Here is a 19,870-nt window from a genome sequence, read left to right as displayed (position 1 = left end):
AGAACCCCTAGAAGAATTTTTAAAATGACCAGAGACCATCTAACTAACATAAAATCTGAAAACGATATTAGTAAAAATACTGATACGTATTTTTCATTTTTCGAATATTCTCCAGTTGCTTTAATTATTGAAGATTTTTCGGATGCTAAAAAATATATTAAATCAATTGTTTCAAAAAAAAACATTGATTTAGAAACCTACATTAAAGAAAATCCAGATGTAATTAATAAAATAGTTTCATTAACAAAAATAAAAGATGTAAACGCAAAAGCTGTACAACTCTACAATGCAAAAAACAGAGAAGATTTAATAGAAAACATTAAAAATGTATACCCAGAAAAGTCTAGTAAAGAGTATCAAAAATTAATACTCGATATTTTAACTGGAGTAAGTGAAACAGAAATAGAGACTGTAAACAAAACACTAGATGGAAAGGAATTTGATGTTCATATTAAATTTAATTTAATTGAAAATAACAATTTAAAAAGTGATTGTGTAATTTTATCTGTAGAAAATATTACTAAAAAAATAGCTGCACGGAGGGCTTTAATAAATAGTGAAAATAGGTATAAGGAGTCTGAAATAGTTGCTAAAATTGGAAGTTGGTTTTATAATATAAAAACAAAAGAAATTGAATGCACAAATCAAATTTTTAAAATAATTGGAGAAACGCCAACTAATAAAAAATTTGATATTGATTATTTTACTCAATATATACATCCAGATGATAGAGAAAAAGTAATAAACTACAATTTTGAAAATCTATCAGGTAAATCTAATCAAGAATTAAAATACCGCATTATAACAAAAGACAATAACCTTAAATATATTTTTGAAAAAAGAAATGTAATTTTTGAAAAATCTAAATTATCTAGAATTATTGGTATTGTACAAGATATAAGCGAGAATGTTTTTTTTGAACAAAAATTAAACACAACAAAAAACCTATTATCAAACACACTTTCTGGAATAAAGGATGGCTTTGTAATATTAGATAATAATTCATCTTATTTATATTTAAATACTAAAGCTGAAAATATAATAGGGAAACAAGCTAATAAACTTATAGGAAAACCCATTTGGGAAAATTTTCCTGTAAAAAAAGGTGATAAATTTTATACAGAATACAAAAAAGCTTTAAAAACAAAAAAACCAGTAAGTTTTGAAAGCTACTTTGCACCTAAAAATAGATGGTTTGAAAATAGAATAATTCCATCAAAAAATGAGATTTTAATTTTTTTCCACGAAATAACAGACAAAAAAAACTCGGAAAACACTATTAAGGAAGCTTATAATATTATAAATAAAAGCCCTACAATTGCAATACTTTGTGAGAATAAATTTAATTTTCCTGTAATATTTGCATCTGAAAATTCAGAAAAACTTTTTGGATATACACAAAATGAACTTTTAAACGGAAAAATAAATGTTCACGAATTAGTACATCCTGAAGATTTACCAATGATTAGAGGTAAAATATTCAAAAAAATAAAACATAAAAAAACTAAAGGATTTAAAGCTAAACCCTTTAGAATAATTACAAAAAAAGGAGCGATTAAATGGATTGATGCAAGGTATGATTTCACAAAAGATATCAATAAAAACATTACCTACATTCAAGCAGTTGTTGAAGATATTACTGATAAAAAAAGAACACAAGATTTATTTTATGAGAGTAACCAAAGATTACAAGATCAGTTTGAAAATACACCTTTAGCTTCAATTATTTGGGATAAAGACTTTAAAGTAATTAAATGGAATAATGCAGCCGAAAGAATTTTTGAATTTACAGCAAAAGAAGCCTTTGGTAAACATATAAAAGATTTAATTATCGATAAAAGTTACATCGATGAAATTGATAAAATATGGAATAAATTATTGCAGCAAAAAGGAGGCTATAGAAATACCAATAAAAATATTACAAAAAGTGGAAAAGAAATTATTTGCGATTGGTATAATGTTACCTTAAAAGATTCTGAAGGAAATATAACCGGAGTAGCATCTATGGGTAATGATATTACCGAAAATTTAAATTCAAAAAAACTTTTAGAAAAATCTGAAAAAAAATACCGAGATATTTTTGAAAAATCGATGGATGCTGTTGTAATTATTAAAGATGGAATTATAACCAATTGTAATAAAGCTACTTTAAGAGTTTTTGAATATCAAGATAAAAAACAACTGCTAAAATTACATCCTGCAGATATTTCACCACTAAAACAGCCTGATGGGAAAAATACTTACGATGAATTTAATAAATTTATGAAAATTGCTTTAGATAAAGGCAGTGTAAGGTTTAAGTGGTACCATCAAAAAATGAATGGAAGCATTTTTCCAGCTGAAGTTTCATTAACAAAAATTGAAGAAAATGATAATATAACAAGAATTCATGCTGTTATTAAAGATATTTCTGAAAGAGTAAAAAAAGAGGAATTAGAAAGTGTTTTATATGATATTTCAAAAGCAGCGTTAACTATAGATGATTTTAATGAATTTAGCACTTTTATTAAAAATAATCTCCATAAAATAATTGATACTACTAATTTTTACATTGCCTTATACAATAAAGAAAATAAGACCATTAGCTTACCTTTTGTTGTTGATGAAAAAGATAGAACACAGGAGTTTCCTTTAGAAAGATCGCTAACAGGTTATGTAATAAAAACAGAAAAACCATTATTAGTAGATACAGAAACCCACAATAAATTAATTGAAAAAGGCATTGTTGATATGATTGGTGAACCAGCCAAAATATGGGCAGGAGTACCGCTTAAAACACAAACTGAAGTATTTGGAGCAATAGGTGTACAAAGTTATAAAGATAGCAATGCATACAATCAAAACGATTTACAATTATTAGAGTTTGTTGCAAACCAAATTAGTATCGCTATTGAAAAAAATAATGCAGCTAACGACCTTAAAAAAGCACTCATAAAAGCACAGGAATCAGACAAGTTAAAATCTGCATTTTTAGCAAACATGAGTCACGAAATAAGAACACCAATGAACGGTATCATCGGTTTCTCAGAACTGTTTTTAAATTCAGAATTACCAGAAGATGTTCGAAAAAAATATGCTGAAATTGTAATAAATAGTAGTAAGCAACTACTTTCAATTGTAAATGATATTTTAGATATTTCAAAAATTGAAGCTGGAGCAATTCAACTAAATTATACAAACGTAAATATTAATAAGTTACTAGATGGTATTTACGCTTTTTATGCTCCAATTGCCAAAAAAGAAAACCTAGAATTTATATGTAAAAAAGGTTTAAACGACACCGATTGTATAATTAAAATAGATAAAACTAAATTACATCAAATACTAACCAATTTAATATCAAATGCATTTAAGTTTACAGATAAAGGGAGTATTGAAGTAGGTTATAAACTCATAAACAACAACTTACACTTTTATGTAAAAGATACAGGTATTGGAATTGATAAAAAATTGCATACTACAATTTTCAATAGATTTATTCAAGGTAATTTAGACTTAAATAAACAAAAGAAAGGTACAGGACTTGGCTTGTCAATATCCAAAAAGTTTATTGAATTATTTAACGGTGAAATTTGGATAGAATCTAATAAGAATGGAACAACAATATTTTTTACAATTCCATTTAAAAAAGTTATAAAAAACCCAAAAGTTATGAAAAGCGAACTAGATACAACAAAAAACAACCCATCAATTAATCAAGAAATTACAATATTAGTAGCAGAAGACGAAGAATATAACATGTTATATATTAATGAGTTATTCTCTACAACACCTTATAAAATTGTTGAAGCCATAAATGGTAAAGAAGCTATTGATATTGCTTTATCAAACCCAGAAATTAACCTAATATTAATGGATATTAAAATGCCAATAATAAATGGTAACGAAGCAATGCTTAAAATTAAACAAGAAAAACCTAATTTACCAATAGTTGCCCTTTCTGCTTTTGCTATGGAATCTGATAAAGAAAATGCATTAAATAAAGGATTTGATGATTATTTAACAAAACCTATCGATAGAAAAAAAATATTTGAACTAATAAATCACTACGCAAACCTTATTAGCGAAAAATAAATTATGAATACACATTAATTAAGATTAAATTTAGAGTTATTTCTAATTTAAATAATTAATTTAGCTCTAAGTTTAAACTTAATGAGTACTAAAAAACATATTTTAAATCCCGAGCAATGGGTTACACTTCATGCAGATTACCTGTTTAACTATACTATTAGTAGAGTTAACAACCACGATTTAGCAAAAGATTTAGTACAAGACACCTTCTTTGCGGGTCTAAATGCTAAAGATAATTTTCAAGGAAAAGCAAGTGAGCGAACTTGGTTAATTTCAATATTAAAAAGAAAAATTATTGACTATTATAGAAAAATAAATTCTGTAAAAGGTAAGGCTGAAGTAAAAATGAATTTTTATTCAGATGGTGAAAATGAAGGTGATTGGATAGAAGAAAGAGTTCCTTCTGATTGGAATAACGAAATAGAAAAAAATATTGAAAATAAAGAGTTAAATACTGCTTTAGAAAAATGCATAAACAACTTACCTGAAAAATATGCTATGGTATTTAGAATGAAAACTATACAACAATTTGAAACAGAAGAAATATGTAAGGAATTGGAAATTAGTTCGTCTAATCTTTGGGTAATAATCCATAGAGCCAGAACACAACTTAGAAAATGTATGGAAGATAATTGGTTTAAAAATTAAAGAGTTACAGATGAAATTAACATGTGATGAAGCTACAACAATTTGTGATAAAAGCCAGTATAATGAAGCAACTTTATGGGAAATAATAAAGTTGAGATTACATCTTCTTTTATGCAAAAAATGTGGTAAATATTCTAAACAAAACAGTTTTATGTCTAAATGTTATGAAACAAAAAGACTAACAGAATGTACTAAAAATGACTGTTTATGTGAAGAAGAAAAAAAAGCCATGAACAAACAGTTAAAAGAAAAACTTTAAATGGATTTTTTACCTGAACTAATTGAAGACTATGTTGTTAATCATTCACAGAAAGAACCAGAATTATTACAACAATTAAACAAAGAAACCTGGCAAAAAGTTTTAAATCCACGTATGCTAAGTGGTGCTTACCAAGGTAGATTATTAAGTATAATTTCAAAATTAACCAATCCAAAAAATATTCTCGAAATTGGAACTTATACTGGTTATTCTGCATTGTGTTTAGCCGAAGGAATTCAAAATAACGGAGAATTAATTACCATTGATAAAAATGAAGAATTAGAAAATTTTGCTAAAAAATATTTTAATAATTCTAATTATAAAAATCAAATAAAACAACTTATAGGTAATGCAGTTGATATAATTCCAACACTTAACAAAAAATTTGATTTGGTTTTTATAGATGCCGATAAATCTAACTATATAAATTACTTTAATTTAATAATCGATAAAATGAACTCTGGAGGTGTTATTTTATCTGATAATGTATTGTGGAGCGGTAAAATTGTTGAAGAACTCAATCCGAAAGATATCGATACAAAAACACTACTTGAATACAATAAATTACTAAACTCAGATGCTAGAGTTGAAACTATTTTACTTCCAATTAGAGATGGGTTAACCATAACAAGAGTAAAATAATACTAGCTTTTTAACACTAATAAACGTGCTAATTTGTAAAATACAATTGCAATAAATAAGCCTAGAAGCATCCCTACAAAAATATCAATAGGATAATGTAAGGCCAGGTAAAGTCTACTATAAGCAAAAAATAAAGGGAAAATAAAAATTAATAATACTCCTTTGTATTGTTTTTTTAATACCCAAAATGAAAAAAAAGCAATAGTAAAAGAGACTGCTGAATGACCAGAAACAAAACTAAAATCATTCGCTTCAACTAAAATTCGAATAGACTTATTTATAGAAACATCATTTATAGGTCTTAATCTTTGAAAAATATTTTTAATAATATTTACAATAACTAATGAAGTTCCTGCGCTTAACGCTGTTAATATTAAAATATACAGAGCTTTTTTTAATCCAAAAGCTTTATATCCCAAATAAAATAATAAAAAAAACAGTGGAATCCAATGTGGCGGATAGGTAACAAACAACCAAAATCCATCCCAAAATTCAATACCTTTAGAATGTAAAAAAAGTAATAATTGCTTATCGTATTCAATAAGTGAACCAAGAAATTCCAAAACTATTTATTTCTTTTAATAGGCCCTGTAATTTCATCAACAATAGTGTCTTTTACTTTTTTTACAGGTTTGCTATAGTCTTGAATATCATCGGTTACTTTCTTAATTTCTTCTTTAATACTTGAAGCAACATCAAGATCTATATTATTTTTTTCGGCACTATTATTTATTTCACGTTTAATATCGTTTGTTGCATCTTTAACTTGACGCATACCTTTTCCTAGGCCACGTGCAATTTCTGGTAATTTATCTGCACCAAAAAGCATTACAACAATAACTAGTACTACAAATATTTCGGCTCCGCTAATAAATAGATACATTTTTAAATATTTAGATTACAAAGATAGTATAAAAACGTTATAATTTAAATGATGTTGCTTATACTTGTTTAAGTTAAAAAATTACAATTTAAAAGCTTTAGCTTGTCTATCGTACATTACAATACTACCTGCTACAGAAACATTTAAACTTAAAACGGACTTAAATTTTACTAAAAAATGCGATTTTTCTATGGCAGCTTTAGACAATCCGTGGTCTTCTGCTCCTAACAAATATACACAACGCCTTGGGTGTTTAAATGTTTCCAGTTGCACTGCTTTTTCATCTAATTCAACACCAACTAACTGTGCTCCTTTTGGTAAATTATTATAAAAATCATCAAAAGTTGCATAATGAAAATAAGGCATTGCTCCCGTTGCTTTATGGGTATCACAAGCTTGTTTTGCATACCTATTTCCAATGGTAAAAATAAAACTTGCTCCCATATTTTGAGCTGAACGCCATAAAACACCTAAATTTTCAGGAGTTTTACCATTTTGAATTCCAATACCAAAAAAACCTTGTTCTAGATTGTTTATCATTTATAGATTTTAAGACTTTTAAAAAATACGTCATTCTGAACTTGTTTCAGAATCTCATCATACAAGTTACCTATCATTATGAGAACCTGAAATCGATGATTCACGAATTCCTTTAAAAAATAGATTAAATGAATGTGAGTAAACAAGTTCAGAATAACGGCTTTATTTAATCTCTAAATTATTTCTTTTTAGTCAACATACGTTTAATTTCATTCAATTTCATCAATGCTTCAATAGGTGTAAGTGCATCAATATTTGTTGCAAGAATTTCTTCTTTAATATCTTCTAACAAAGGATCATCTAACTGAAAAAAACTCAATTGCATCTCTTCTTCCTGAGTATTTTTCAACGTTTCTTTTACTTCAGCATTTGTATGGTTTTTTTCTAATTGTTTCAGCATTTTACTTGCCCTATGAATAACCGAAGTTGGCATTCCGGCTAATTTAGCTACATAAATACCAAAACTATGCTCACTCCCACCAGGAACTAATTTACGTAAAAAAATAACTTTATCTTTTAGTTCTTTTACTGAAACATTATAATTTTTAACACGTTCAAACGTATTGGTCATATCGTTTAACTCGTGATAATGTGTAGCGAAAAGTGTTTTAGCTTTTGAAGGATGTTCGTGTAAATATTCTGCAATTGCCCATGCTATTGAAATCCCATCGTAGGTACTAGTTCCACGTCCAATTTCATCTAACAATACCAAACTCCGTTCTGAAATATTGTTCAAAATACTAGCCGTTTCATTCATTTCTACCATAAAAGTAGATTCGCCCATAGAAATATTGTCACTTGCACCAACACGGGTAAATATTTTATCTACAATTCCAATTCTAGCATTTTGTGCTGGAACATAACTTCCCATTTGGGCTAATAAAACTATTAAAGCAGTTTGACGTAAAATAGCGGATTTACCACTCATATTAGGACCGGTAATCATAATTATTTGTTGCAAATTTCTGTTTAAAACCACATCGTTTGCAATGTATTCTTCACCAATTGGTAATTGTTTTTCAATAACAGGATGCCTCCCGTTTTTTATTTCCAAATCGCTACTTTCATCAATTTGTGGACGGATATAATTATTGTACTTAGCCAATTCAGCAAAAGACAACAAACAATCTATTTGCGCTATCAATTGCGCGTTTAATTGTATTGGCTGAATATAATCTAGTAAATTGCTAATTAATTCCGCAAAAAGCTCGTGTTCAAGTTTTCCGATTTTTTCTTCAGCCCCTAAAATTTTTGTTTCGTATTCTTTTAATTCTTCAGTAATATAACGCTCGGCATTTACCAAGGTTTGCTTACGAATCCAATCTTCTGGAACTTTATCTTTATGCGAATTTCTAACTTCAATATAATATCCAAATACATTATTAAAAGCTATTTTTAACGATGAAATTCCAGTGCGTTCAGTTTCACGAGCCAGCATAGCATCTAAATAATCTTTTCCTGAAGTTGAAATTGCTCTTAATTCATCCAATTCTTTTGAAACTCCACTTGCAATAACATTTCCTTTGTTAATATTTACAGGAGCGTCTTCGTTTATAGTTTTTGTAATTTTTTCGCGGAGTGTATTACAATTTTGTAATTGCTCTCCTATAATTTTTAACGATTGATTGTTGCTTTGTTCGGCGGCTTCTTTAATTGGAATAATAGCATTTAAAGAATTTTTTAACAAAACAACTTCACGCGGATTTACTTTTCCTGTTGCCACTTTAGAAACCAAACGCTCAATATCACTAATTTGTTTAATTTGGTAGGTTGCAGTTTCTAGAAAATCATCATTATCAATAAAATATTTAACAATATCATGGCGCTTTTTTATACGATTAATATCTTTTAAAGGCAATGCCAACCAGCGTTTTAATAAACGTCCGCCCATTGGCGAAATTGTTTTATCTATAACATCTAAAAGCGTTACAGCATTTACCGAAGTAGAATTGTATAACTCTAAATTACGAATGGTAAATCGATCCATCCACACATAATTATCTTCCGAAATTCTATTAATTACAGAAATATGCTCTAATTTATTATGCTGTGTTTCGCTTAAATAATACAATACAGCACCTGCAGCAATAACACCTTCATTTAAATCATCTACACCAAAACCCTTTAATGTTTTTACTTTAAAGTGATTTGTTAAGGTTTCCAAAGCGTATTCTACTTGAAATATCCAATCTTCTAAATAAAATGTATAAAAACGATCTCCAAACAGTTCTTGAAACTTATTTTTATGTTGTTTTTGAACCAATACCTCGCTCGGATTAAAATTTTGAAGCAACTTATCAATATACTCACTAGTTCCTTGCGCTGTTAAAAATTCTCCTGTAGAAACATCTAAAAAAGAAATACCAAGTTGTTTTTTTCCAAAGTGCACCGATGCTAAAAAGTTATTTGTTTTAGACTGTAGCACTTCATCATTTAAAGCAACTCCTGGTGTTACCAATTCTGTAACTCCACGTTTTACAATTTTCTTGGTCATTTTTGGATCTTCCAACTGATCGCAAATTGCAACACGCATTCCGGCTTTTACTAATTTTGGTAAGTAGGTATTTAAAGAATGGTGTGGAAAACCAGCTAAGGCAGTTTCTGTTTCACTACCTGCGCCACGTTTGGTTAAAATAATTCCTAAAACATGGGCTGCTTTTTTAGCATCTTCACCAAAAGTTTCGTAAAAATCGCCCACTCTAAATAATAACATTGCATCAGGATATTTTACCTTTATTGCATTGTATTGTTTCATTAATGGTGTGACTTTCTTTGATTTTGCTGCCAATTTTTTAGGAAATTAAGTTAGATTTGCGAAGTTACATTTTATATTGAAAGATTGAAAAATTTGATGATTTAAAAAAGGGTTAATTCAAAACTCATTTCAATTTTAGGACAGAAGTATATTATAAATCAATAATTGTTTTATACCTTTAAAATTGATTCTAAATAGGGGTATTTTAATATCTAAAAACAAATAAATTGAATATGAAAAAACAATTCCTGCTCATTGTAATTACTCTCTTCTATCTTAGCAGTTATTCGCAAATCTCTTTTAAAAAAGGATATTTTATTAAAAATTCTGGTGAAAAAATAGAATGCTTCATTAAAAATATTGATTGGAAAAATAACCCCAGTCATTTTAATTATAAATTATCAAAAAATGATAACCAAAAAGAAGCAACTATTGAAGTTGTTAAAGAATTTGGAATTTATAATATTGCTAAATACCAACGTTATACTGTTGACATTGATATGTCTAATGAAAGTATAAACAGTTTAAATCAAGATAGAAGTCCGAATTATAAGAAAGAAACACTTTTTTTAAAAGTACTAATAGAAGGTAACGCTGATTTATTCTTTTATGAAAAAAAGAATTTAAAAAGATACTTTTATAAAACTGACACAATTAATATTCAACAATTAATTTATAAAAGTTACTTAACTTCTAGTGGTCAAATAGCTAAAAACAACACTTATATATATCAACTTAGGGCAAATTTAAAGTGCCAAAATATTTCAATAAAAGATACTGAACACCTTGATTACAGAACAAATAAATTAGTAGACTTTTTTATAAAATACAATAAATGCACTAATTCTGAATTTGTTAATTATAATACAAAACAAAAAAAAGATTTATATAATTTAACAATTAGACCTGGTTTAAATATTTCATCTCTTACACTTCGTGGTGATTACACTAAAGTAAAAGATGCTAATTTTGATAATAAAATAGGCTTTAGAATAGGGATTGAGAATGAATTAATTTTACCTTTTAACAAAAATAAATGGGCTATTATAATTGAACCAACATATCAATATTTCAAATCAGAAACCTCAACAATTAGTTTTGGAACTAAACAATCTGTTAAAATTGATTACAATTCCATAGAATTACCAATTGGAGTTAGGCATTATATGTTTTTAAATAAAAATTCAAAATTATTTATTAATACTTCTTGGGTTGTTGATTTTAATTTTGGCTCTTATTTAGATTATGAATTTAGTAAAGATATAAATACTTCAAGCCCTAATAGCAATTTTGCAATAGGAGCAGGATATAGCACCAAAAAATATAGTGCAGAAATTAGATACTATACAAATAGAAATCTTTTAGAAAAGATGACTAATGATGCATATTACAAAAGTCTCTCTATAATTTTTGGATATTCAATTTTTTAAACACATTTAAAACCCCACTTAATTAAAACAAGATAATGAGAAAACTAAAAAACAGTGAACTTGGAAGATTAAATGTTGAAGACTTTAAGAAAACTGAAAAAATTCCACTAATTGTAATTCTAGATAATATTAGAAGTTTAAATAATATTGGATCAGTTTTTAGAACAAGTGATGCTTTTTTAATTGAAAAAATATATTTATGCGGTATTACAGCGCAACCTCCTCATAAAGAAATTCATAAAACTGCATTGGGAGCTACGGAATCTGTAGCTTGGGAATATGCTGAAGATACCTTAACTTTAGTTGAGAAATTAAAAAATGAAAAGATTAAAATTTTAGCTATTGAACAAGCTGAAAACAGTACGATGTTGCAAGATTTTACGCTAGAACCCAACCAAAAATATGCTGTTGTTATGGGAAATGAGGTAAAAGGAGTGCAACAAGCAGTAGTTTCTGCAAGTAATTATTGTATTGAAATTCCACAATTTGGAACCAAACACTCTTTAAATATTTCGGTAAGTTGTGGTGTTGTACTTTGGGATTTGTTTAAAAAGTTTAAATTCTAATATTAGATTATACTTTACACACCGTTATTTATTATTATACAATTTAGAAACCTCATTAAAATTGGTTGATGCATTAATTTTATAGAAATAATTCAATTGCCATTTTTGAGATAATTGAGCTTGTTTATTTTTTGTAAGGTCCCAACTCGGATACACTCTAAATGCTCTCTTTCCTTCTTTGTTTACTGTTGATAGTATTCCTTTTTTAATCAGTATAGATTTTGGAAAAACAAATTGCCCAAATTCATTTGGTGTATGTACGTTTACAATAAAAAAATCTATTGTATCGGTTTCGTTAAAAGGCTCAATTATTCCGTCTGTATTCCGTTTCCAAAAAGTTACAAATTGGCCAACTTTTTTAGGTGTAACTTTAGCATTTCTACTAATAATAATTTTTCCATTGAGTTTAAAACTACAAGCATTATATGCTCTACTTTCTGGATCTAAATTAAAATCAGAAATATTTAAATTACATTTACTGTAAACTGCTTTTTTAATTTGATTTAGGGTATTATCCATATTTTTTAATTAGCAAAATTTAATTCAAAAAAGATTATTAGAAGTCAAAACCACTTAAAATCCTAAAATTAATTTTGCAATTAAAAAGTAAATTAAAATCCCCAAAATATCGTTACTTGTAGTTATAAATGGACCTGTAGCTAAGGCAGGATCTATATTTCTTTTATCTAAAATAATTGGAACAAAAGTGCCTATAATTGAAGCAATAATAATAACAGAAACTAACGAAATAGATACTGTTAATCCTACTTTAAAGTCAAAACCAAGAAAAAACATTCCTGCAGACATTAATAATATGGCAAGAACAAAACCATTTAATAAGCTAAGTGATATTTCTTTAACAAGTCTATTCCAAAGCGAACCTCTTAAACTATCGTTTGCCAACCCTTGCACAACAATTGCAGATGATTGTACTCCAACATTTCCTGCCATTGCGGCAATTAATGGTGTAAAGAAAAATAGTTCAGGAAATTGTCTCATTGCATCTCCAAAACCGCCCAATACCGAAACACTAATAAAACCACCAAACAATGCTAAAATTAACCAAGGTAAACGCGCTTTAGTAAGTTCCCAAATGGTATCATCTGCTTCAACATCTTGAGAAATACCCGCTGCTAATTGGTAATCTTTTTCAGCTTCTTCTCTAATTACATCTACAATATCATCAATAGTAATTCTACCAACTAAATGTCCAATTTCATCTACTACAGGAATTGCTTCCAAATCGTATTTTTGCATAACTCTAGCTACATCTTCAGCCTGGTCATTTACATTTACCGAATCTACTTTTTTTATTAAAACATCTTTAATTGCAGTTTTTGTAGAGGTGGTTAACAAATCTTTTAAAGAAAGCCTTCCTATTAGTTTATTATCATCATCTACAACATAAATAGAATGTACTCTGGTAACCTCTTCGGCTTGCGCCCGCATTTCTTTTACACACGTTAAAACATTCCAATTTTCGTTTACTTTTACTAACTCTTTCGCCATTAAACCACCTGCAGTATCTTCATCGTAACGTAAAAGCTCAACAATTTCTTTGGCGTGTTTAATATCTTCTAGATGCGCAATTACTTCTTCTTTTTGATTTTCTGGAAGTTCTGAAATAATATCTGCTGCATCATCGGTATCTAGCTCGTCAATTTCTTCTGCAATTTCTTTACTAGAAAGTTCGTTAAGAATTTTTTCACGAACATCTTCATCTAATTCGGCAATTACTTCTGAAGTTACATCACTTTCTAAAAGTCGAATTAAATAAATTGCTTCATCAGTATATAAATCATCAATAACCTCTGCTATATCTGCATAATGGAATTCTTCCAATAAAATCAATAAAGATTCATTGTTTTTTTCAGCAATTAATAACTGAATATCTTCTATAAACTGTTTTGAAATTTCAACTGACATCTTTTTCTATTTTAGAAGTAAGATTAATGAACTCTTGAACCGATAATTGCTCTGGACGTTGACCAAAGATACTATCTTCTCTTAAACTATCCGATAAATTAAGCACTTTTAAACTATTACGAAGTGTTTTTCTACGTTGTTGAAAAGCCGTTTTTACTACTTTAAAAAATAATTTTTCATCTACAGGCAGCGTATAATTCTCTTTTCTTATAAGTCTAATAACTCCAGAATCTACTTTGGGAGGTGGATTAAAAACAGTTGGTGGTACTGTAAATAAATATTCTACGTTGTAAAAAGCTTGGGTTAAAACTGAAAGTATTCCGTAAACCTTACTTCCTGCTTTTTCTGCAATTCTTTTAGCAACTTCTTTTTGAAACATTCCGGTAAACTCCGGTATTTGATGTCGATTTTCAAGTGTTTTAAATACTATTTGAGTTGAAATATTGTACGGAAAATTTCCAATTATTGCTACTTGTTCTTTTATAAAATAAGTTTCAAGATTAATTTTTAAGAAATCTTTTGAAATAATTCTATCAGCTAAATTTAAATAATGAGTCTGTAAATATTCAACCGATTCTGTATCAATTTCAATTACATACGTTTTAAGTGGTTTTTTAAGCAAATATTTTGTTAAAACACCCATTCCAGGCCCTATTTCTAAAACATTTTTATAACCATTTTCGGTTAAACTATCGGCAATTTGTTGCGCTATTAATTCATCTTTTAAAAAATGTTGTCCTAGGTGTTTTTTTGCTCTTACACTCATAAAATTAATTTTTCACACTCATACTAAATTGTTCACTAACAACTTTTAATTCGGTTCTAAAAGCTACAATTTTATCTTTAAATAAATGCATTGCTTCTGCTCTTAATTTTTCGGCATCTTCTTGGTAATATTCTTGAAGAGTTTCTATACTATCTGTTGTGTATTGTACAGCATATGTTGTGCCTCCCATTTCTTCATCTACCATAACTTGAATCATTTTTGCATTGGTAAATTTCCCTAAAGAAAGCATATTTGGTATATGTACTTCTTTCATCCATTTTAACCATTGCTGATGAACCGATTCATCAACATTTGTTGTTACGTTATATATATACATTTTTTTTAGTTTAAAAGGTTAAGGGTTATAAAGTTTATAGGTTTAATGTGACAAAGATACAAAGGTTTCTTTACAACTAATTAATTTAGTCTAAAGCAACGTTATAATCTTCTTTTTTATCTGTATTTTGTTTTTCGACTTAATTAAGTGTATCTCCACGTAATTTTCTATATTTTTTTCGTGCATCAACTAAATATATACTTGAAGGATATTCAAAAATAATTTTTTGATAATATGCTTTAGCTTTTTCAATATTATTTAATTTATTTAAATACAATTCTGCCAAATAATAGACTGCGTCATCTACTAAAATATCTTCTTTATTAAGTGCTATAATTTGTATATAATTATTTTCTGCTCGTGTAAAATCATTTAATTTCTCCAATAATTTAGCTTGTTTAAATAACGCCTCATCTTCTAATGAATGTCCTTTAAAATTTGTTAAAATTACTTGTAATGTATCTACTGCTTGTTGGTTTTTATTTTGAAAGGCCAATAAATCGGCTTTTGCATATGTTTTTAATGCAATTTTTAAACTATCTTTTACAATATTATCTGTAATTAATAAATTTAAGTCCAATGCATCATTTGCTATTAATTGCGATGTTGAATTTTTTAATACTTTTAATTGTGATTGTGCCCATTCAAAATCTCCTTTAAAATAGGAAGTTTGTGCAATTTTAAATCGTGCTGTTTGTCCAATACTATTATTTTTTAAATTGTTTTGAACTTGTGTGTAATAAATTAAAGCCGAATTAAATTTATTAGAATAAACTAAAATATCTGCTAATTTCGTTTTTAAATTTCCTTTCTGAAATTCGTTTATAGGTAATTTAAGAGCTTCTTTTAATAATGAAATTGCATTTTTTGATTCATTTTTCCTAAATGCTAAAAAATCTGCATACACAATTTGTACGGCAATTGTATGTTCATTTTTGCCATACTCCATAAAAATTTGTTGAAATTGTTGTTCTATAACAGAAACTTCATTCTCCGTTTCAATTGCTATTTGTAATAAATATAATTTTGCTCTTAATTGATCTTCTAAATTTTTTGTGTGCGAAATAACATAGTTAAAACAGTTTTTAGACACCAAATAATCTTTATCTGCATAAGCAATTTCACCCAAATCTGTAATACCTTTTAAACTATTTGGATCTCTTTTAAATAATGCTTTTTCTTGTATTAAAGCTTTACCATACTCTTTTTGTTGGGTATATAACCAGCTCAATAGTTGATTCCAACTATTTTGCGGATTGTTTTGCAATCTTTTAATTAATAATTTTCTCAGAAAAATATTAGCTTCATTTTCAGCATCATCGGTAATATACTTCCCAATATAAGTTTTTGAAGTTGGTAAATAATTTACATTGGTTTCAACCAAATTTAAATAGGTATTAAACATATTTTCTAAATCGCCCTTTTCACCATAAATGGCTGCAATTTGTAGGTTGTAATTCGAATTCGGATTTACTTCCATCGATTTTTGAAAAGCTGCAAGTGCATAATCTAGCAAATGGTTTTGTTGAAACGATCTACCTATTAAATAGCCTTGATTTCGCTTTTTTTCTATTGAATTTAATGCTTTTTCATAAAAAAAAGAGGCGCTGTCTTGTTTGTATTGCAACTGATAATTATACCCTAACTCAACCAATAAATAATATTGATTTGGTATTTTTTTTAATTGTGTATTTATTAATAAAGCTACTTCATTAAATTTTTCTAGTTGTCGATAACTCTCTATTAAATTAGTTAGATAATTACTGTTTAATGGATTTTTTTCGTGTAAATTTTTATAAATAGCAGCTGCTTTTTCATACTCACCATTTCTAAGATATAAATAGGCTAGTGAAGATTCTTGCGCATGTATTTGCAAGGAAAAACAACATATAAGTAAGATTAAAATTTTACGCATTTTCTCTATTAAATTCATTCAAATATAACCAAACAAGTGTTAAAGTTTTTATAATTACCTTATATTTTAGAAATATGGCTGTAACATTTTGGCACAAAAATTGTCTTTAACATATAAAACAACTAAATTTTTTATTATGAAAGAATTAATAAAACAATACGAAACAGCAAAAAATAAAGCATTAATATTCATGAAAAAAGGACAAATAAATAATTATTTTGATGCCTTAATTGAAATGAATAAATACAAAAAAATGATAACCGTTAGTGTTAACTAGTTAATAAGCTCAAATCCACAGTATGGAACTAGCACCTTAGGGATTTTAATTCCCTCAGGTGTTTGGCAATTTTCTAACAAACCTGCTAACACGCGTGGTAATGCTAAAGAACTTCCATTAAGTGTGTGTGCTAATTCGCTTTTTCCTTCACTATTTTTAAAACGAAGTTTTAAACGATTTGCCTGAAATGCTTCAAAATTAGAAACAGAACTTACTTCTAACCAACGATCTTGTGCTGTTGAAAACACTTCAAAATCGTACGTTAATGCAGATGTAAATCCAATATCTCCACCACATAAACGTAAAATTCTAAAAGGTAAATTTAATTCGTTTAAAATTCCTTTTACGTGTGCAACCATACTATCTAAAGCTTTATAAGAATTAGATGGGTGTTCAATTCTAACTATTTCAATTTTATCAAATTGATGCAATCTATTTAAACCACGTACATGCGCTCCGTATGAACCAGCTTCGCGTCTAAAACAAGGTGTATATGCGGTATTTAATATAGGAAAATCACTTTCTTTTAAAATAACATCTCTATAAATATTAGTTACTGGAACTTCTGCCGTAGGAATTAAATATAAATTATCTTGTGCATCGTGGTACATTTGCCCTTCTTTATCTGGCAATTGCCCAGTTCCAAACCCTGAAGCTTCATTTACTAAAAGTGGCACTTGCACTTCATTATATCCAGCTTCGGTGTTTTTATCTAAAAAATAATTGATTAAAGCGCGTTGTAATTTTGCACCTTTACCTTTATATACTGGAAAACCGGCTCCTGAAATTTTATTTCCAAGTTCAAAATCAATAATATCGTACTTTTTTGCCAATTCCCAATGTGGTAAAGCATCTGCGTGTAATACAGGAATTTCACCTTCTTGTAATACATTTAAATTATCTTCTTCTGTAGAACCTGCAGGAACAATTTCATTAGGAATATTTGGAATTAAATACAATAATTCTTGTAATTCTGTTGCCTTATTTTGAAGGTTGTCAGCTAAATCTTTAGATTTTTGTTTTAATAAAACTGTCTTTTGCTTTAAAACTTCGGCTTTTTGTCGTTCACCAGATTTAAATAATTGCCCAATATCTTTCGATAATTTATTAGATTCTGCCAATACAGCATCCAATTCAGTTTGAATTGATCTTCTACTTTCATCAGCAGCAATGGTTTGTGCAACCAAATCAGCAGCGTTTTTTAAATTTCTTTTTTCTAAACCCTTTAAAACAGCTTCTGTGTTTTCTCTAATAAATGCAACTTGTAACATTGTTTTTTCCTTTTATTGAATGGCAAATTTAATAAATTGCTGATAAAAGAAACCAAATAGTTTAATTTGATTTTAAAGAAATAGTTTCTGAAATTTTTGAAATTATTTGTGGCACTTCAGAAATTGAAAAATTTAAATCTAATTTAAACGAATTTTTATTGATTTTAGTAAGTTTTAATTCTCCATTTTTTACTGGAAAATATCCTGTTTCACCCTTACAATAACACAGCCTTCCAAAATATAATTTTACATTTTGTAATGTTTCATCAGATAACTCCATTGGAGTAATATCTGCATCAAATTCAGCATATATAATTTCGGTATAACTGCTATCTTGTATGTTTTTTATAGTGTTTTTGGTATAGGTATATTTTAAAATTGTTTTAGATCCTTCAGAAATTTCTGGGTACATAATACCTATATTATCTGTTTTAAAAACAATTGCTTTATTAGGAAACAGCTCAATTGAACAAACACCATTTTCGGGACAAGTTTCTACTTCTTGTTGTATATATTGACTTACAGTGTAATTAGATTTACAAGAAATCATTAAAAAAGCACATACTATTAATAGATTTCTCATAGGTTAAATTTCATTTAAAAAGTTATTATTAATATACTCTAAACAAGTGTTTTTGTCTTTTATTAATTGATTTTTTAATACTTCTATAGCATCAAATTTTTGTTCTTCTCTTAAAAATTTCAATACTTCAATCTGAATTTTTTCATCATAAATTTGCTTATCGAAATTAAAGAAATGAACTTCAATAGTTTGATTTTTACCACCAACAGTTGGTCTAAACCCAATATTCATCATTCCAAACACTTCTTCACCATCTATCTTTGATTTTATAATATATGCACCCGTTTTAGGAATTAATTTATAGGTTTCTGGAATATGTATATTTGCTGTTGGAAACCCAATTTTTTCACCTAAATTTTTACCTTTCACCACCGTTCCGGTTAACATAAAATTGTATCCTAAATAACTATTAGCTTTTACAATTTCCCCGTTTTCTATGGCTTTCCTAATTTTTGTTGAACTAACAGTAATATCGCTAATTTCTTGTTGCGTTATTTTTTTTACCTTAAAATTATAGGTATATCCATAATCTTGTAATTGTTCAAAATTACCTTCTCTATTTTTTCCAAAATGATGATCGTAACCAATTACCAATCTTGAAATATTTAGCGTATTTACTAAAATATTTCTTACAAAATCTAAAGCCGAAAGTTTAGCAAAACTCTTTGAAAATTCGTGAATTACTAAAATATCTAACCCTAAATTTTCCAATAATTTTGTTCGTTCTTCAATAGTATTAATTAATTTAATGTCTAAATCTTTTTGCAACACCATACGTGGATGTGGAAAAAAAGTAAGCAATACAGACGTTGCTTTATTATTTTTAGCACTTTTTATCAATTTTTTAATTACCTTTTGATGTCCAATATGAACACCATCAAAAGTACCAATGGTAACAAAAGTTTTATTGATTGATTTAAATTTAGATAAATTGTTGAAAATTTTCAAAATAAGAAAACTAAATTAATTGTTATAAAGTAGCAAAAATACTGTATTTA

The 19,870-nt window shown here is 27.6% G+C and carries 19 protein-coding genes; 7 read left to right on the top strand and 12 right to left on the bottom strand.

The features are described 5' to 3' along the window. Nucleotides 1-24: 24 nt before the first annotated feature. The 4 genes from MHL31_RS11365 (at nucleotide 25) to MHL31_RS11350 (ending at nucleotide 5,623) form a co-directional block, all read left to right on the top strand. Entirely contained in the window at nucleotides 25-4,074 is a 4,050-nt protein-coding gene (locus tag MHL31_RS11365; RefSeq protein WP_240226072.1) for a PAS domain S-box protein, read from the top strand. 81 nt (nucleotides 4,075-4,155) lie between these two features. Next, nucleotides 4,156-4,722, top strand: coding sequence for a sigma-70 family RNA polymerase sigma factor (locus MHL31_RS11360; RefSeq protein ID WP_240226071.1), 567 nt, complete (start codon nucleotides 4,156-4,158; stop codon nucleotides 4,720-4,722). A 10-nt stretch (nucleotides 4,723-4,732) separates the two neighbouring features. After that, complete coding sequence (locus MHL31_RS11355; RefSeq protein WP_240226070.1) at nucleotides 4,733-4,981, top strand: hypothetical protein; 249 nt, start codon at nucleotides 4,733-4,735, stop codon at nucleotides 4,979-4,981. After that, nucleotides 4,982-5,623: an O-methyltransferase gene (locus tag MHL31_RS11350; RefSeq protein WP_240226069.1), complete on the top strand. Its 642-nt coding sequence runs from the start codon at nucleotides 4,982-4,984 to the stop codon at nucleotides 5,621-5,623. 2 nt (nucleotides 5,624-5,625) lie between these two features. On the opposite strand, the gene MHL31_RS11345 is transcribed toward MHL31_RS11350, so the two are convergent. The 4 genes from MHL31_RS11345 to mutS all read right to left on the bottom strand — a co-directional run bounded on the left by MHL31_RS11345 (nucleotide 5,626) and on the right by mutS (nucleotide 9,834). Further along, nucleotides 5,626-6,186 (bottom strand): phosphatase PAP2 family protein, encoded by a 561-nt coding sequence (locus tag MHL31_RS11345; protein WP_240226068.1) that lies wholly within the window; start codon nucleotides 6,184-6,186, stop codon nucleotides 5,626-5,628. Between the two features lie 2 nt (nucleotides 6,187-6,188). Then, nucleotides 6,189-6,506 carry a twin-arginine translocase TatA/TatE family subunit gene (locus MHL31_RS11340; protein ID WP_240226067.1) on the bottom strand — a complete coding sequence of 106 codons (318 nt, stop codon included), beginning with the start codon at nucleotides 6,504-6,506 and terminating at the stop codon, nucleotides 6,189-6,191. 81 nt (nucleotides 6,507-6,587) lie between these two features. After that, complete coding sequence (locus tag MHL31_RS11335; protein ID WP_240226066.1) at nucleotides 6,588-7,046, bottom strand: RNA methyltransferase; 459 nt, start codon at nucleotides 7,044-7,046, stop codon at nucleotides 6,588-6,590. A gap of 178 nt (nucleotides 7,047-7,224) precedes the next feature. Beyond that, nucleotides 7,225-9,834 carry a DNA mismatch repair protein MutS gene (mutS, locus tag MHL31_RS11330; RefSeq protein ID WP_240226065.1) on the bottom strand — a complete coding sequence of 870 codons (2,610 nt, stop codon included), beginning with the start codon at nucleotides 9,832-9,834 and terminating at the stop codon, nucleotides 7,225-7,227. A 200-nt stretch (nucleotides 9,835-10,034) separates the two neighbouring features. Between mutS and MHL31_RS11325 the strand changes: the two genes are divergently transcribed. Together MHL31_RS11325 and MHL31_RS11320 are read left to right on the top strand one after the other, a co-directional pair. After that, nucleotides 10,035-11,231, top strand: coding sequence for a PorT family protein (locus MHL31_RS11325; protein ID WP_240226064.1), 1,197 nt, complete (start codon nucleotides 10,035-10,037; stop codon nucleotides 11,229-11,231). Between the two features lie 35 nt (nucleotides 11,232-11,266). Further along, nucleotides 11,267-11,797: an RNA methyltransferase gene (locus tag MHL31_RS11320; RefSeq protein ID WP_240226063.1), complete on the top strand. Its 531-nt coding sequence runs from the start codon at nucleotides 11,267-11,269 to the stop codon at nucleotides 11,795-11,797. 24 nt (nucleotides 11,798-11,821) lie between these two features. On the opposite strand, the gene MHL31_RS11315 is transcribed toward MHL31_RS11320, so the two are convergent. From MHL31_RS11315 to MHL31_RS11295, 5 genes are all read right to left on the bottom strand, one after another. Beyond that, nucleotides 11,822-12,316, bottom strand: coding sequence for a MepB family protein (locus tag MHL31_RS11315; protein WP_240226062.1), 495 nt, complete (start codon nucleotides 12,314-12,316; stop codon nucleotides 11,822-11,824). A gap of 54 nt (nucleotides 12,317-12,370) precedes the next feature. Then, entirely contained in the window at nucleotides 12,371-13,723 is a 1,353-nt protein-coding gene (gene mgtE / locus MHL31_RS11310; RefSeq protein ID WP_240226061.1) for a magnesium transporter, read from the bottom strand. Beyond that, entirely contained in the window at nucleotides 13,713-14,489 is a 777-nt protein-coding gene (gene rsmA, locus MHL31_RS11305) for a 16S rRNA (adenine(1518)-N(6)/adenine(1519)-N(6))-dimethyltransferase RsmA (RefSeq protein WP_240226060.1), read from the bottom strand. Before rsmA ends, mgtE begins: the two co-directional genes overlap by 11 nt. 4 nt (nucleotides 14,490-14,493) lie before the next feature. Then, nucleotides 14,494-14,826, bottom strand: coding sequence for a DUF4286 family protein (locus MHL31_RS11300; protein ID WP_240226059.1), 333 nt, complete (start codon nucleotides 14,824-14,826; stop codon nucleotides 14,494-14,496). Nucleotides 14,827-14,965: 139 nt separating this feature from the next. Then, a complete protein-coding gene (locus tag MHL31_RS11295; protein ID WP_240226058.1) occupies nucleotides 14,966-16,741 on the bottom strand; it encodes a tetratricopeptide repeat protein in 1,776 nt (591 codons plus the stop codon). Between the two features lie 136 nt (nucleotides 16,742-16,877). Between MHL31_RS11295 and MHL31_RS11290 the strand changes: the two genes are divergently transcribed. Beyond that, nucleotides 16,878-17,018: a hypothetical protein gene (locus MHL31_RS11290; protein WP_240226057.1), complete on the top strand. Its 141-nt coding sequence runs from the start codon at nucleotides 16,878-16,880 to the stop codon at nucleotides 17,016-17,018. Here MHL31_RS11290 and serS read toward each other — a convergent pair. The 3 genes from serS to MHL31_RS11275 all read right to left on the bottom strand — a co-directional run bounded on the left by serS (nucleotide 17,015) and on the right by MHL31_RS11275 (nucleotide 19,820). Next, nucleotides 17,015-18,289 carry a serine--tRNA ligase gene (gene serS, locus MHL31_RS11285; protein ID WP_240226056.1) on the bottom strand — a complete coding sequence of 425 codons (1,275 nt, stop codon included), beginning with the start codon at nucleotides 18,287-18,289 and terminating at the stop codon, nucleotides 17,015-17,017. The two genes, MHL31_RS11290 and serS, sit on opposite strands and share 4 nt — an antisense overlap. Nucleotides 18,290-18,350: 61 nt before the next feature. After that, nucleotides 18,351-18,872, bottom strand: coding sequence for a hypothetical protein (locus tag MHL31_RS11280; protein ID WP_240226055.1), 522 nt, complete (start codon nucleotides 18,870-18,872; stop codon nucleotides 18,351-18,353). Nucleotides 18,873-18,875: 3 nt separating this feature from the next. Next, nucleotides 18,876-19,820 (bottom strand): bifunctional riboflavin kinase/FAD synthetase, encoded by a 945-nt coding sequence (locus tag MHL31_RS11275; RefSeq protein WP_240226054.1) that lies wholly within the window; start codon nucleotides 19,818-19,820, stop codon nucleotides 18,876-18,878. Nucleotides 19,821-19,870: the final 50 nt, after the last annotated feature.

This window comes from Lutibacter sp. A80 (assembly GCF_022429645.1).
Classification (GTDB): Bacteria; Bacteroidota; Bacteroidia; order Flavobacteriales; family Flavobacteriaceae; genus Lutibacter.
The sequence above is the reverse complement of the archived record's forward strand: the minus strand, read 5'-3'. Positions and strand labels throughout refer to the sequence as shown.

Coding starts and splice junctions, on each gene's coding strand:
- MHL31_RS11280 (WP_240226055.1), bottom strand. CDS start 18,872: ATGAGAAATCTATTAATAGTATGTGCTTTTTTAATGATTTCTTGTAAA.
- mgtE (WP_240226061.1), bottom strand. CDS start 13,723: ATGTCAGTTGAAATTTCAAAACAGTTTATAGAAGATATTCAGTTATTA.
- MHL31_RS11365 (WP_240226072.1), top strand. CDS start 25: ATGACCAGAGACCATCTAACTAACATAAAATCTGAAAACGATATTAGT.
- MHL31_RS11290 (WP_240226057.1), top strand. CDS start 16,878: ATGAAAGAATTAATAAAACAATACGAAACAGCAAAAAATAAAGCATTA.
- MHL31_RS11315 (WP_240226062.1), bottom strand. CDS start 12,316: ATGGATAATACCCTAAATCAAATTAAAAAAGCAGTTTACAGTAAATGT.
- MHL31_RS11360 (WP_240226071.1), top strand. CDS start 4,156: ATGAGTACTAAAAAACATATTTTAAATCCCGAGCAATGGGTTACACTT.
- serS (WP_240226056.1), bottom strand. CDS start 18,289: ATGTTACAAGTTGCATTTATTAGAGAAAACACAGAAGCTGTTTTAAAG.
- MHL31_RS11320 (WP_240226063.1), top strand. CDS start 11,267: ATGAGAAAACTAAAAAACAGTGAACTTGGAAGATTAAATGTTGAAGAC.
- MHL31_RS11300 (WP_240226059.1), bottom strand. CDS start 14,826: ATGTATATATATAACGTAACAACAAATGTTGATGAATCGGTTCATCAG.
- MHL31_RS11325 (WP_240226064.1), top strand. CDS start 10,035: ATGAAAAAACAATTCCTGCTCATTGTAATTACTCTCTTCTATCTTAGC.
- MHL31_RS11350 (WP_240226069.1), top strand. CDS start 4,982: ATGGATTTTTTACCTGAACTAATTGAAGACTATGTTGTTAATCATTCA.
- MHL31_RS11295 (WP_240226058.1), bottom strand. CDS start 16,741: ATGCGTAAAATTTTAATCTTACTTATATGTTGTTTTTCCTTGCAAATA.
- MHL31_RS11340 (WP_240226067.1), bottom strand. CDS start 6,506: ATGTATCTATTTATTAGCGGAGCCGAAATATTTGTAGTACTAGTTATT.
- MHL31_RS11355 (WP_240226070.1), top strand. CDS start 4,733: ATGAAATTAACATGTGATGAAGCTACAACAATTTGTGATAAAAGCCAG.
- rsmA (WP_240226060.1), bottom strand. CDS start 14,489: ATGAGTGTAAGAGCAAAAAAACACCTAGGACAACATTTTTTAAAAGAT.
- MHL31_RS11335 (WP_240226066.1), bottom strand. CDS start 7,046: ATGATAAACAATCTAGAACAAGGTTTTTTTGGTATTGGAATTCAAAAT.